The 12,928-nt window shown below is 70.4% G+C and carries 12 protein-coding genes; 6 read left to right on the top strand and 6 right to left on the bottom strand.

Annotated features, from left to right (window positions below; genetic code table 11):
* The first annotated feature begins 27 nt into the window (after positions 1-27).
* Entirely contained in the window at positions 28-2,031 is a 2,004-nt protein-coding gene (locus tag ABH941_RS36030) for a glycosyl hydrolase family 18 protein (protein ID WP_370134546.1), read from the top strand.
* 88 nt (positions 2,032-2,119) lie between these two features.
* Here the strand turns inward: ABH941_RS36030 and ABH941_RS36025 are convergent, their stop codons facing one another.
* Together ABH941_RS36025 and ABH941_RS36020 are read right to left on the bottom strand one after the other, a co-directional pair.
* Positions 2,120-3,526 (bottom strand): class II fumarate hydratase, encoded by a 1,407-nt coding sequence (locus tag ABH941_RS36025; RefSeq protein WP_370134542.1) that lies wholly within the window; start codon positions 3,524-3,526, stop codon positions 2,120-2,122.
* 196 nt (positions 3,527-3,722) lie between these two features.
* A complete protein-coding gene (locus ABH941_RS36020) occupies positions 3,723-5,375 on the bottom strand; it encodes a fumarate hydratase (protein WP_370134539.1) in 1,653 nt (550 codons plus the stop codon).
* 138 nt (positions 5,376-5,513) lie between these two features.
* On the opposite strand from ABH941_RS36020, the gene ABH941_RS36015 reads away from it, so the two are divergent.
* Together ABH941_RS36015 and ABH941_RS36010 are read left to right on the top strand one after the other, a co-directional pair.
* Positions 5,514-6,263, top strand: a complete 750-nt coding sequence (locus ABH941_RS36015) for a DUF1707 domain-containing protein (RefSeq protein ID WP_370134537.1) — start codon at positions 5,514-5,516, stop codon at positions 6,261-6,263.
* A gap of 187 nt (positions 6,264-6,450) precedes the next feature.
* Positions 6,451-6,807 carry a WhiB family transcriptional regulator gene (locus ABH941_RS36010; RefSeq protein WP_134001239.1) on the top strand — a complete coding sequence of 119 codons (357 nt, stop codon included), beginning with the start codon at positions 6,451-6,453 and terminating at the stop codon, positions 6,805-6,807.
* A 41-nt stretch (positions 6,808-6,848) separates the two neighbouring features.
* On the opposite strand, the gene glpX is transcribed toward ABH941_RS36010, so the two are convergent.
* On the bottom strand, positions 6,849-7,895 hold the full coding sequence (gene glpX / locus ABH941_RS36005) for a class II fructose-bisphosphatase (protein WP_134001237.1): 1,047 nt from the start codon (positions 7,893-7,895) through the stop codon (positions 6,849-6,851).
* Between the two features lie 183 nt (positions 7,896-8,078).
* Between glpX and ABH941_RS36000 the strand changes: the two genes are divergently transcribed.
* On the top strand, positions 8,079-8,648 hold the full coding sequence (locus ABH941_RS36000) for a DUF4245 domain-containing protein (RefSeq protein ID WP_370134534.1): 570 nt from the start codon (positions 8,079-8,081) through the stop codon (positions 8,646-8,648).
* A 64-nt stretch (positions 8,649-8,712) separates the two neighbouring features.
* Here ABH941_RS36000 and ABH941_RS35995 read toward each other — a convergent pair whose 3' ends face one another.
* The 3 genes from ABH941_RS35995 to xseA form a co-directional block, all read right to left on the bottom strand.
* The gene (locus tag ABH941_RS35995) at positions 8,713-9,312 is read right to left on the bottom strand and encodes a malonic semialdehyde reductase (protein WP_370134531.1); all 600 of its coding nucleotides are present in this window, start codon (positions 9,310-9,312) and stop codon (positions 8,713-8,715) included.
* 142 nt (positions 9,313-9,454) lie between these two features.
* Positions 9,455-9,697 carry an exodeoxyribonuclease VII small subunit gene (locus ABH941_RS35990; RefSeq protein ID WP_370134529.1) on the bottom strand — a complete coding sequence of 81 codons (243 nt, stop codon included), beginning with the start codon at positions 9,695-9,697 and terminating at the stop codon, positions 9,455-9,457.
* Between the two features lie 52 nt (positions 9,698-9,749).
* Entirely contained in the window at positions 9,750-10,976 is a 1,227-nt protein-coding gene (gene xseA / locus ABH941_RS35985; RefSeq protein WP_370134526.1) for an exodeoxyribonuclease VII large subunit, read from the bottom strand.
* A 91-nt stretch (positions 10,977-11,067) separates the two neighbouring features.
* On the opposite strand from xseA, the gene ABH941_RS35980 reads away from it, so the two are divergent.
* Together ABH941_RS35980 and ppgK are read left to right on the top strand one after the other, a co-directional pair.
* The gene (locus ABH941_RS35980) at positions 11,068-12,039 is read left to right on the top strand and encodes a 4-hydroxy-3-methylbut-2-enyl diphosphate reductase (RefSeq protein ID WP_370134524.1); all 972 of its coding nucleotides are present in this window, start codon (positions 11,068-11,070) and stop codon (positions 12,037-12,039) included.
* A gap of 130 nt (positions 12,040-12,169) precedes the next feature.
* Positions 12,170-12,910, top strand: coding sequence for a polyphosphate--glucose phosphotransferase (gene ppgK, locus ABH941_RS35975; protein ID WP_370134522.1), 741 nt, complete (start codon positions 12,170-12,172; stop codon positions 12,908-12,910).
* Positions 12,911-12,928: the final 18 nt, after the last annotated feature.

Below are 12,928 nucleotides of genomic sequence, written 5' to 3'. Positions count from 1 at the left end.
TCGGGAGGACGCACCATGCACCCATCCATGCGCCATTCGCGACGGCTCGGTATGACCGTCGCCACCGTCGCGGCGGCCCTCGTCGGGCTGTCCGCGTCGCTGCTGGGCACCTCGGCCGGGGCCGCCACGGTGACCCCGGCGGCCAACACCACCGGCGCGGCCGCCACCAGCGGCGGGTTGAAGATCGGGTACTTCGACCAGTGGTCGATCTACCAGAACGCCTTCTATCCCAAGAACCTGCAGACCGAGGGCATCGCGCCCAAGCTCGACTACCTGATCTACGACTTCGAGAACATCGACCCGACCTCGCACACCTGCTTCGAGGCCAACTCGGCCGCCTCGCAGGACGAGACCAACCCCAACGCCGGTGATGGCGCGGGCGACTCATTCGCCGACTACGGCAAGTCCTACGACTCCAGCATCAGCGTCGACGGCACCTCGGACGCCTTCAACATGCCGATCGTGGGCAACTTCCACCAGCTCCAGGAACTCAAGGCGAAGAACCCCAATCTCAAGATCCTGCTGTCGATCGGCGGCTGGACCTACTCCAAGTACTTCTCCGACGCCGCGGCGACCGACGCCTCCCGCAAGGCCCTGGTGTCGTCCTGCATCGACATGTTCATCAAGGGCAACCTGCCCTCCCAGAACGGCTACGGCGGGACCGGCACCGGCAAGGGCATCTTCGACGGCTTCGACCTGGACTGGGAGTACCCGGGCGGCGGCGGCCACACCGGCAACCACTCCAGCACCGCCGACAAGGCGAACTTCACCGCGCTGCTGGCGGAGTTCCGCAGCGAGCTCAACACCCAGGGCACGGCCGACGGCAAGACCTACGCGCTCAGCGCCGCGCTGCCGTCCGGTCAGGACAAGATCCAGAGCATCGAGACCAACAAGATCGGCCAGTACCTGACCTTCGGCGACGCCATGACCTACGACATGCACGGCGGCTGGGAGCCCACCGGGCCCACCAACCACCAGGCGCCGCTGTACTCCGGGCCGAACGACCCGATGACCGCGATCGCCCCCGGCACCGCCAAGTACTCGGTGGACGAGGCGGTGAAGGCGTACACCGTCGGCGACTCCCAGTACGGCATCACCGGCGGCTTCCCACCGGGCAAACTCACCCTGGGCATCCCCTTCTACTACCGCGGCTGGACGGGGGTCACCGCGGGCAGCAACCACGGCCTGTTCCAGACCGCGACCGGTCCGGCGGCCGGCGCGACCGACTCCGGGAACGTCGCGGGCGTACGCATGTACAAGGAGCTGACCGGGGTGGTCGACAACGCGGCCGACACCTTCTGGGACCCGGCGGCGCAGGCCGCGTACTTCTACGACGGCACCAACTTCTGGAGCGGTGAGGACGCCCAGTCGATCCAGGCCACCGCCAACTACCTGCACTGCAACGGCCTGGGCGGCACGATGATGTTCTCGATGTACGACCTCGACCCGGCAGCGACGCTGTTCAACGCCACCGTGGCCGACACCAACGGCTCAGCGACCAGCTGCCCGGCCCCGACCACGGCGCCGCCGACGACAGCCCCGCCCACCACGGCCCCGCCGACCACCGCCCCGCCGACGACGGCGCCGCCGACCACCGCGCCGCCCACCACGGCCCCGCCGACCACCGCACCACCCTCCAGCGGCGCGGTCGTCAATGGCGGCTTCGAGACGGGATCGCTGTCTCCCTGGACCTGCTCCGCAGCCGGCGCAGCCACCGTCCAGAGCAGCACCGTCCACAGCGGCAGCCACGCTCTCACGGCGACGCCGACGTCCGCTGACACCGCCCAGTGCCAGCAGACGCTGACGCTGAAGGCCAACACGGCCTACACCCTCACCGGGTGGATCCAGGGCAACTACGTCTACCTGGGTGTCAGCGGCGGAGCCACGGCCAGCACCTGGGCCAGCCCGGGCTCCACCTGGCAGAAGCTGACGGTCACCTTCACCACCGGCTCGTCCACCTCGGTGACCCTCTATATCCACGGGTGGTACGGCCAGAGCGCCTACTCGGCCGACGACATCAGCGTCGCCTGAGTTGAGCCGTCGGGTGTCGGCTGACAGATATCAGCTGCTGTCAGCCGACACCTGACCGCCCGGCCCTGACCGCTGCCCCCACGAGCGATCAGGGCCGGGTCATGCCCAGCACGTCCAGCGCGGCGTCCAGCTGCTGCTCCGTCAGCTCGCCCCGCTCGACGTACCCGCGCTCCAGCACCACCTGACGGATCGTCTTCCGCTCCGCCAGTGACTGCTTGGCGACCTTCGCCGCTTCCTCGTAGCCGATGTACCGGTTCAGCGGGGTGACGACGGAGGGCGAGGACTCGGCCAGCTCCCGCATCCGCTCCACGTTCGCGGTGATGCCGTCCACGGTGCGGTCCGCCAGCAGCCGGGCGACGTTGGCGAGCAGCCGGACCGACTCCAGCAGGTTCCTGGCGATCACCGGCAGCATCACATTGAGCTCGAAGTTGCCTGCGGCGCCGGCCGTCGCCACGGTCGCGTCATTGCCGATCACCTGCGCGGCGACCATCACCACGGCCTCGGGGATCACCGGGTTGACCTTGCCGGGCATGATCGACGACCCCGGCTGGAGGTCGGGGAGGTTGATCTCGCCCAGCCCGGTGCGCGGCCCGGACCCCATCCAGCGCAGATCGTTCGCGATCTTCGTGAACCCGACGGCGACAGTGCGGAGCTGACCGCTGAGCTCCACCAGTCCGTCCCGGGCGCCCTGCGCCTCGAAGTGGTTCCGCGCCTCGGTCAGCGGCAGCCCGGTCGCCCGGGCCACCTCGGCGATCACGGCGGCCGAGAACCCGGGCGGGGTGTTGATTCCGGTGCCGACGGCCGTCCCGCCCAGCGGCAGCTCGGCCACCCGGGGCAGCGTCGCCCGCAGCCGCTCGACGCCGTACCTGACCTGGGCGGCGTACCCGCCGAACTCCTGCCCCAGGGTCACCGGCGTCGCATCCATGAGATGCGTCCGGCCCGACTTCACCGTCCCGGCGAACTCCGCCGCCTTGCGCTCCAGCGCCTCGGCGAGGTGCTCCAGCGCGGGGACCAGGTCGTGGGTGACGGCAGCGGTGGCCGCGATGTGGATCGAGCTGGGGAAGACGTCATTGGACGACTGACTGGCGTTGACGTGGTCGTTGGGGTGGACCGGCGCCCCCAGCCGCTCGGCGGCCAGCGTGGCGATCACCTCGTTGGCGTTCATGTTGGACGAGGTCCCGGAACCGGTCTGGAACACGTCGATGGGGAACTCCCCGTCCCAGCGTCCCTCCGCCACCTCGTCGGCCGCCTCGGCGACGGCCTTGGCCACGTCCCCGTCCAGCACCCCGAGCTCGGCGTTCACCCGAGCCGCCGCCGCCTTGATCCGCGCCAGCGCCCCGATGTGCGCCCGCTCCAGCCGCTGCCCCGAGACGGGAAAGTTCTCCACCGCCCGCTGCGTCTGCGCCCCCCACTTGGCGCCCTCGGGGACGCGCACCTCACCCATCGAGTCATGCTCGATTCGGTAGCCGCGCTCGTTCTGTCCGTTTACACCCATGTCCATGACCTCCGTCTACCCACAGCGACGGGAGGCGAGCGGGTGTTCCCCTGGATGGGGGTGGGTGCGGCGGGGGAGGCGGGGCGGCGTAGCCGGTTGTTTGCGGCAGCTGCGGGTGGCGCCATGTAAGCCACCCACAGCTGCCGCGACCTGCGGAAACGCCCCGCCTCCCCGACCCCCGAACCCGCCCCGACGGCTACCGCACCGGAATGCTCGTGATCAGCGGCTGCGCCGCTGCCCCCGGGTCGGTGAAGAAGTCGTTGCCCTTGTCGTCCACGACCACGAACGCGGGGAAGTCGACGACCTCGATGCGCCAGACCGCCTCCATGCCGAGCTCGGCGTACTCCAGGACCTCGACCTTCTTGATGCAGTCCAGGGCGAGCCGGGCGGCGGGGCCGCCGATGGAGCCGAGGTAGAAGCCGCCGTGCTTGGCGCAGGCGTCGGTGACCTGCTGGGAGCGGTTGCCCTTGGCGAGCATGACCATGGAGCCGCCCGCCGCCTGGAACTGGTCGACGTAGGAGTCCATGCGGCCGGCCGTGGTGGGGCCGAAGGAGCCGGAGGCGTAGCCCTCGGGGGTCTTGGCCGGGCCCGCGTAGTAGACCGGGTGGTCCTTGAGGTACTGCGGCATGCCCTCGCCCGCGTCCAGGCGCTCCTTGATCTTGGCGTGGGCGATGTCGCGCGCGACGACCAGCGTCCCCGTCAGCGACAGCCGGGTCTTCACCGGGTGCTTGCTGAGCTCGCTCCTGACCTCGCTCATCGGCTGGTTGAGGTCGATCCGGACGACGGCGTCGTCCAGGTGTTCGTCGGTGGTCTCCGGGAGGTACTTGGCCGGGTCGGTCTCCAGCTGCTCCAGGAAGACGCCCTCCGCCGTGATCTTGCCCAGGGCCTGGCGGTCGGCCGAGCAGGAGACGGCCATGGCGACCGGCAGCGAGGCGCCGTGCCGGGGCAGCCGGATGACGCGGACGTCGTGGCAGAAGTACTTGCCGCCGAACTGGGCGCCGATGCCGATCTTCTGCGTCAGCTCCTGTACCCGCGCCTCCAGTTCCAGGTCGCGGAAGCCGTGGCCGGTGGGGGAGCCCTCGGTGGGGAGGCTGTCCAGGTAGTGGGCCGAGGCGTACTTCGCCGTCTTCAGGGCGAACTCGGCGCTGGTGCCGCCCACCACGATCGCCAGGTGGTACGGCGGGCAGGCCGCCGTCCCCAGCGAGCGGATCTTCTGCTCCAGGAAGGCCATCATCGACGACTCGTTGAGGATCGCCTTGGTCTCCTGGTAGAGGTACGACTTGTTGGCGCTGCCGCCGCCCTTCGCCATGAACAAGAACTTGTAGGCGTCGCCGTCGGTCGCGTACAGCTCGACCTGCGCCGGGAGGTTGCTGCCGGTGTTCTTCTCGTCCCACATGGTCAGCGGGGCCATCTGCGAGTAGCGCAGGTTGAGCTTGGTGTAGGCGTCGTAGATGCCGCGGGAGAGCGCCGCCTCGTCGCCGCCCTCGGTGAGGACGTTCTGGCCGCGCTTGCCCATCACGATCGCGGTGCCGGTGTCCTGGCACATCGGCAGCACGCCGCCGGCCGCGATGTTGGCGTTCTTCAGCAGGTCCAGGGCGACGAAGCGGTCGTTGGGGCTGGCCTCGGGGTCGTCCAGGATGCGGCGCAGCTGGGCCAGGTGCGCCGGGCGCAGCATGTGCGAGATGTCGTGCATCGCCTCGGCCGCGAGCAGGCGCAGCGCCTCGGGCTCGACCTGCAGGAAGCGCCGTCCGTTCGCCTCGAAGGTGGAGACGCCCTCGCTGGTGAGCAGCCGGTACGGGGTGGGGTCCGCGCCGAGCGGCAGCAGGTCGGTGTAGGCGAAGTCCGGCATCGTGGGTCCTCATTCTTCGGCGATCGGAGCTCGGCGGCGGGCTCCGAGCTCCGGCAGCCGTGGCGGAGCCTCCCCTAGGGTACTGATCAGGGTTGCCGGGGCTGTCATGGAGGGTGGCCGGGTGACTATCCTCACCCTGTGGACAACTCACCCGTGCCGAAGCCCGCGCCGACGCCCGTTCCGGATCCGTTGAAGAAGCCCCACGCCGACCCGGCGGAAGCCGATCTGCGTGCTTCCGACGCCGACCGTGAGCGCGTCGCCGAGGCTCTGCGTGAGGCGTACGCCGAGGGGCGGCTGACCGCGGAGGAGCACGGCGAGCGGGTGGACGCGGTGTACGCCGCGAAGACCCTGGGTGAGCTGGTGCCGCTGACCCGGGACCTGCCCTCGCACCATGCCACGCAGCAGTCGATGCCCACAGCGGCCGCCGTTCCCGGCGCCGTCGCGCAGCCGGGGCTGCGGCCGGGGCAGTCCCCGCTGCCGTCCCGTTCCGAGCCCGAGTCCATGGTGGCGATCTTCGGCGGGGCCGAGCGCAAAGGACGTTTCCGGGCCGGGCGGATGCTCAAGGCCGTCGCCGTCTTCGGCGGGGTGGAGATCGACCTGACCGAGGCGGTGTTCGACGCTCCGGAGCTGGTGATCCACTGCACCGCGGTGTTCGGCGGCGTGGAGATCAAGGTCCCGGATCACGTCACCCTGCGCGGTGGCGGCGCCGGGATCTTCGGCGGATTCGACGTGAAGCAGCAGGAGAGCCCCGATCCGCACGGTCCGGTGGTCACCATCAAGGGTGCCGCGGTGTTCGGCGGGGTCGAGGCGAAGCGTCGCAAGCCGAGCAAGCTCGCAGCAAAAGCACGGGAGAAGGCGCGCAGGTTCCTGGACGCCGGCGAGGGCTGACGAACCCTTGGTCGGATTGTGTGCGCAATGCATGAATCGGTCGGTGGCGGGGTAGTTCTGGCCTCACACCGCAATGCCCAGCCTGGCCGAGCCGAGACTCGCAGAGCAGCTCGCACAGCAGGCAGGGCGACCGAGCATTCGCCACTGTCGTCAGGAGTGCGTCGTGCTTCATCCGATACAGGCCCGTATGGACGACTCCCGTGCGCACGTCGCACACGTCCCGGCACAACGCGGACCGGCGGATGACAGTCCATGGCATTCCAACGCGGCCTGCCGCCGCGACGAGGCAGGCCTGTTCTTCGCCCCGTCGAAGGAGCCGACGGCGGCCCGGCTGGCGCGCGAGGAGCAGGCGAAGCGGGTCTGTGCCCGCTGCCCGGTGCTGCTGGAGTGCCGGGAGCACGCGCTGCTGCAGCCCGAGCCGTACGGCGTCTGGGGCGGTCTGACCGCCGCCGAGCGCCGGGTGGTGCTGGCCCGGCGCCGCCGCCGGGAGCAGGAGCTCCGGGAGGCGGCGCGGGTCGGCAGCCAGATCGCGGCCGCGGGCTGAGCTTCCGTCAGTTCCGGCCCAGTACCTACTGGGTGGCGGGCCTAGCGGGCACGATCGAAGTCGATCGCGCTGTAGGCGCGCAGCTTGGACAGCTTGTGGGTGCTGTCGATCTGCCGGATCGTGCCGCTCTTGGACCGCATCACCAGTGAACTGGTGGTCGCCGTCTCCGACTTGTAGTGCACGCCGCGCAGCAGCTCGCCGTCGGTGATGCCGGTGGCGACGAAGAACACGTTCTCGCCGCTGACCAGGTCGTCGGTGTGCAGTACCCGGCCCAGGTCGTGCCCGGCGTCCAGCGCCTTGCGGCGCTCCGCCTCGTCCTTGGGCCACAGCCGGCCCTGGATCACACCGCCGAGGCACTTTATGGCGCAGGCCGCGATGATGCCCTCGGGCGTCCCGCCGATGCCCAGCAGCAGGTCGACGCCGGTGCCTTCGCGTACGGCCATGACGGCGCCGGCCACGTCGCCGTCCGAGATGAACTTGATCCGGGCGCCGGTGGCCCGGATCTCCGCCGCCAGCTGCTCGTGGCGCGGACGGTCCAGCAGCACCACGGTGACGTCCTCGGGCGCGGAGCCCTTGGCCCTGGCCACCGCGCGTACGTTGTGCTCGACCGGGGCGGTGATGTCGACGAGTCCGGCCGCGTCCGGGCCCGCGACCAGCTTGTCCATGTAGAAGACGGCGCTGGGGTCGAACATGGTGCCCCGGTCGGCGACGGCGAGCACCGCGACCGCGTTGGACATGCCCTTGGCGGTGAGGGTGGTGCCGTCCACCGGGTCGACGGCGACGTCGCACTCCGCACCGGTGCCGTCGCCGATCCGCTCGCCGTTGTAGAGCATGGGCGCGTCGTCCTTCTCGCCCTCGCCGATGACGACGACGCCGTTCATCGAGACGGTCTGGACGAGGGTGCGCATGGCGCGTACGGCCGCGCCGTCGGCGCCGTTCTTGTCGCCGCGGCCGACCCAGCGGCCTGCCGCCATCGCGGCGGCTTCGGTCACTCGGACGAGTTCCAGGGCGAGGTTGCGGTCGGGTGCCTCCGGGGAGACCTCCAGCGAGGAAGGAAGGTGATGGTTCTGGGACTGACGTTCGGTCATCGGTTGCGTACCTCTCTGTACGACGACGGCCGGATGAGGGTGCCTTGAGCCTATCCGTGACCTGCGCAGGTGTCTGTGGCCTGGGGCACCTCCCGCCTCAGGGGCGCGGCTCGGGGGCCCGGATTGCGGCGGTTCGGCACCCCGGTGCGGACGGCCCCGCGGGGCATGGGCCACCATGGAGGCGTGGCAACAGAGAGCGCGCCGGCGCAGACCGGGACAGCACTGACCAAGACCCAGAAGCGGCCGGGCATGGCCGGGAAGTCCGTGCGCGACATGATCCTGTCGCTGCTCGCGGTGATGGCGGCGGGCTTCGTGATCTACTACTTCATTCCGCACAGCGGCGGCAGCGGGGTGCACCCGGTCGAGTACCAGGCCGCCCTGACCTCGGCCCAGCGCGCGGCCCCGTACCAGGTGCTGGCGCCGGCCGGCCTGCCGGCCGGATGGAACGCCACGGCCGTCGAGTACGACGGCGCCGACCCGCAGAACTCCCAGTGGACCCTCGGCTTCATCGACCCGGCCAAGCAGTATGTCGCGGTGCGCCAGAGCAACGGCCCGGCCACCGCGTTCCTCGCGGACGCGACGACCAACGGCGTGAAGCAGACCCCGACCAGCACCGTCGACGGCAAGGTCTGGAGCCACTACCAGGGCGACCGCTACCGGGCCCTGGTGCTGGAGACCGGCAAGGTGACCACGGTGGTGACCGGTACCGAGTCCTTCGCGAACCTGGAGAAGTTCGCGGCGACGCTCAAGTAGTCCCTGGATGTGCGAATGTCCCGGCCGTCACCATGGCCGGGACATTCGCATCTGTGCGTCAGGGTCAGACCGTGGTGACGGCCTCGTCGAAGGCCAGCCGCGGGTTGCGCGGGTACCAGGCGTCGGCGCCCGGCTTGCCGATGTTGATGACGGCCAGCACGGAGTGGTCGCCGTCCGGGAAGAAGTCCTTGTTGATGCCCGCGGCGTCGAAGCCGGTCATCGGGCCCGCGGCCAGGCCGGCGGCGCGGATGCCGACGACGAAGTAGCCGACCTGCAGGGCGGCGTTGAAGGAGCTGGAGGCCTCACGGGCCGGGCGCTCAGCGAAGAAGAGGTCCTTGGCCTGCGGGAAGACCGGGAACTGGGTCGGCAGCTCCTCGTGGAACTCATGGTCGGCGGCGACGATGGCGACCAGCGGGGCGGTGCCGGTCTTGGCCTTGTTGCCGTCGGCCATGTGGCCGACCAGGCGCTCGCGGGCCTCGGTCGAGCGGACCAGGACGATGCGCAGCGGCTGCTGGTTGAACGCGGTCGGGCCGAACTTGACCAGGTCGTAGATCGCCTGGATCTGCTCGTCGCTGACCGGCTCGTCGGTGAAGGTGTTCGCGGTGCGGGCCTCACGGAACAGCAGATCCTGGGCGGCGGCGTCGAGTACCAGAGCGTCAGACATGATTCACCTTTTGAATGTGTACCTGTGTGTGGACGGACGGCAGGGTCGCCGCTGTCAGGTGTCTCAACATAGGTGAAGGTTCAACTATTTCCCAAGGCGATTCCGGGGCAGGTGATGTGGATCACTCCAAGGCCGGCCGCCGTCACTCCTCGGCGGACTCCTCCTCGCCCTCCGCCAGGGCAGCGTCCAGCCGGGCCCTGGCGCCGTCCAGCCAACGCTCGCACACCTTCGCCAGCTGCTCCCCGCGCTCCCACAGGGCCAGCGACTCCTCCAGCGACGTCCCTCCGGTCTCCAGCGTCCGGACGACCTCCAGCAGGGCGTCCCGGGCCTGCTCGTAGCCCAGGGTGTCGTCCACCGCTGCCTCACCCGCCGACTTCTTTGCCATGACCCCAGCGTAGGGGCCTGCTCTGACAATTCGGCCCTACGTCCGCGGAGGCTCAGTCCTGATCCACCGTCACCGCATCCACCGTCACCGCGAAGCCGCCCTCCGCGACCCGGGCCCGCAGCCGCTCGCCGGGGGTGACCTGCGCCGGGTCGCGCACCACCACGCCGTCCTCCCGCTGCAGCACCGCGTACCCGCGCTGCAGGGTCGCCGCGGGGGAGAGGGCGACCACCCGGGCCAGGGTGTGCTCCAGCTCGGAGGCGGCCCGGGCCAGCCGGTGGTCCAGGGTCCGCCGGGAGCGCTCCAGCAGGGCGCCGAGCTCGGCGGCCCGCTCGTCCACCATCCGGTACGGCGCGGCCAGCACCGGCCTGCTGCGCACCGAGGCGAGCCCGGTGGTCTCCCGATCAAGCCGGGCCTGGACGCCGTACCTGGCGCGGTCGCGCAGCCCGTGCACCCGGGCGAGCTCCTCCCGGACGTCGGGGACGACCCGTTTGGCGGCGTCGGTGGGGGTGGAGGCGCGCAGGTCGGCGACGTAGTCCAGCAGCGGCTGGTCCGGTTCGTGGCCGATGGCGCTGACCACCGGCGTACGGGCCGCCGCGACGGCGCGGACCAGCTGCTCGTCGGAGAACGGCAGCAGGTCCTCCACGCTGCCGCCGCCCCGGGCGACGATGATCACGTCCACGTCCGGGTGGTCGTCCAGCTCCTTGACGGCCGCGATCACCTCCGGGACCGCGTGCACCCCCTGCACCGGGACGTTGCGGACCTCGAAGCGGACGGCCGGCCAGCGGCGGCGCGCGTTCTGCAGCACGTCGCGCTCGGCGGCGGACGCGCGCCCGGTCACCAGGCCGATGCACTGCGGCAGGAACGGCAGCGGCTTCTTGCGCTCGGCGGCGAACAGCCCCTCCGCGCCCAGCGTGCGCTTCAGCAGCTCCAGCCGCGCCAGCAGGTCCCCCAGGCCGACCAGCCGGATCTCGGCGGCGCGCAGCGACAGCGTGCCGCGCGGCCCGTACCACTCGGGCTTGGCGTGCACGACGATCCGCGACCCCTCGGTCACCAGCTCCGCGACCGGTTCGAAGACGGCGCGGTAGCAGGTCACCGAGAGCGAGACGTCCTCTGAAGGGTCACGGAGCGTCAGAAACACCACGCCGGCGCCGGGGCGCCGGCTCAGCTGGGTGATCTGCCCCTCCACCCAGACCGCGCCGAGACGGCTGATCCAGCCGCCGATGAGCTGGGACACCTTCGCCACCGGGATGGGGGTGTCCGCCGAAGTGTCCAAGGCCATGCGTCGAGACTATCGGCAGGGTCCGACAGCGCCGAGAGCCACGACCGGTCGGCCCGGGGAGCCGCCGTCCCCTGCCGGTAGGCTGGGGACCATGCCTGCTACCGCATCCCGCCGTGTCCTGCTCGCCGCCCCGCGCGGTTACTGCGCCGGTGTCGACCGTGCCGTCATCGCCGTGGAGAAGGCTCTGGAGCAGTACGGGGCCCCCATCTACGTCCGCAACGAGATCGTCCACAACAAGTACGTCGTGCAGACGCTGGAGAAGAAGGGCGTCATCTTCGTCGGCGCCACCGAGGAGGTCCCCGAGGGCAACATCGTGGTCTTCTCGGCCCACGGCGTGGCCCCCGAGGTCCACGACGAGGCCCAGCGCGGCAAGCTGGCCACCATCGACGCGACCTGCCCGCTGGTCACCAAGGTGCACAAGGAGGCCCTCCGCTACGCGGAGGAGGACTACGACATCCTGCTGATCGGCCACGAGGGCCACGAGGAGGTCATCGGGACGATGGGCGAGGCGCCCGAGCGGACCCACCTGGTGGACGGTCCGGGTGATGTCGACAAGGTGCAGGTCAGGGACGAGTCCAAGGTGGTGTGGCTGTCGCAGACCACCCTCTCGGTGGACGAGGCGATGGCCACCGTCGGCGCGCTGAAGACCCGCTTCCCGCTGCTGACCAGCCCCCCCAGCGACGACATCTGCTACGCCACCCAGAACCGGCAGGTCGTGATCAAGCAGATCGCGGCCGACTCGGACCTGGTCATCGTGGTCGGCTCACGCAACTCCTCCAACTCGGTGCGGCTGGTCGAGGTCTCCCTGGAGGCCGGAGCCAGGGCCGCCCATCTGGTCGACTTCGCCGACGAGATCGAGGAGGCCTGGCTGGAGGGCGTCACCACGATCGGCGTCACCAGCGGCGCCTCCGTCCCGGAGATCCTGGTCGACGGCGTGCTGGAGTGGCTGGCCGCGCGGGGCTTCGGTGACGTCGAGGTGGTCCGCACCGCGGACGAGCACATTCAGTTCTCGTTGCCCAAGGAACTGCGCCGGGACCTGCGCGCCGAGGCTGCGGGGAAGTAGTAGAGGGGAAGCAGTAGCGGGGAAGTAGTACACCTGTACGAAGCACGTCCTGCCGGTACATGAGGCGGCCCGGCGGGGTAGGTCCTACGTTGGCGTTATTCGGTTCAACGACGAACAGGGGATTCTCGACGTGAACGTCTTCGGCGTGGACATCGGCGGTTCGGGCATCAAGGGTGCGCCCGCCGACCTGGATCGGGGCGCACTCGCCCAGGAACGGCACAAGGTGCTCACCCCGCAGCCGTCCGAGCCGAAGGCGGTGGTCGGGGCGGTCCAGGAAGTGGTCCGCCACTTCGACTGGCGCGGCCCGGTCGGCCTGACCTTCCCCGGCGTGGTGGTGGACGGGCACACCCGTACCGCCGCCAATGTCGACAAGGGCTGGATCGACCTGGACGCCAGGGCGCTGTTCTCCGAGGCGCTCGGGCTGCCGGTGGCCCTGGTCAACGACGCCGACGCGGCGGGGCTGGCCGAGGTCGCCTACGGCGCGGGCAAGGACCGCAAGGGCGTGGTGCTGCTGCTCACCCTGGGCACCGGGATCGGCAGCGCGCTGTTCATCAACGGTGAGCTGGTGCCCAACACCGAGCTGGGCCATCTGGAACTGCACGGCAAGGACGCGGAGAAGCACGCTTCCTCGGCGGCCAAGGAGGAGCACGACTGGAGCTGGGCGCAGTGGGCCGAGCGGCTGGACGACTACTTCGGCATGGTGGAGCAGCTGTTCTCACCGCAGCTGATCATCATCGGCGGCGGGGTGAGCCGCAAGGCCGACAAGTTCCTGCCGCTGCTCAAGCCGCTGCGCGCGGAGATCGTGCCCGCGCAGCTGCAGAACGATGCGGGCATCGTGGGCGCGGCGATGGCTGCGGCGAAGCTGGGCTAGGCATCTCTGGGACCTTTG

Origin of the sequence: Streptacidiphilus sp. EB103A, from assembly GCF_041261405.1 — a bacterium.
Taxonomy (GTDB): Bacteria; Actinomycetota; Actinomycetes; order Streptomycetales; family Streptomycetaceae; genus Streptacidiphilus.
Note: the sequence above shows the minus strand (reverse complement) of the source record. Positions and strands in the feature narration are given on the sequence as shown.

Excerpts from the sequence above, each read along its gene's own strand:
- ABH941_RS36030 (WP_370134546.1), top strand. The coding sequence starts at position 28 with ATGCGCCATTCGCGACGGCTCGGTATGACCGTCGCCACCGTCGCGGCG.
- ABH941_RS36025 (WP_370134542.1), bottom strand. The coding sequence starts at position 3,526 with ATGGGTGTAAACGGACAGAACGAGCGCGGCTACCGAATCGAGCATGAC.
- ABH941_RS36020 (WP_370134539.1), bottom strand. The coding sequence starts at position 5,375 with ATGCCGGACTTCGCCTACACCGACCTGCTGCCGCTCGGCGCGGACCCC.
- ABH941_RS36010 (WP_134001239.1), top strand. The coding sequence starts at position 6,451 with ATGGACGACTCCCGTGCGCACGTCGCACACGTCCCGGCACAACGCGGA.
- glpX (WP_134001237.1), bottom strand. The coding sequence starts at position 7,895 with ATGACCGAACGTCAGTCCCAGAACCATCACCTTCCTTCCTCGCTGGAG.
- ABH941_RS35995 (WP_370134531.1), bottom strand. The coding sequence starts at position 9,312 with ATGTCTGACGCTCTGGTACTCGACGCCGCCGCCCAGGATCTGCTGTTC.
- ABH941_RS35990 (WP_370134529.1), bottom strand. The coding sequence starts at position 9,697 with ATGGCAAAGAAGTCGGCGGGTGAGGCAGCGGTGGACGACACCCTGGGC.
- xseA (WP_370134526.1), bottom strand. The coding sequence starts at position 10,976 with ATGGCCTTGGACACTTCGGCGGACACCCCCATCCCGGTGGCGAAGGTG.
- ABH941_RS35980 (WP_370134524.1), top strand. The coding sequence starts at position 11,068 with ATGCCTGCTACCGCATCCCGCCGTGTCCTGCTCGCCGCCCCGCGCGGT.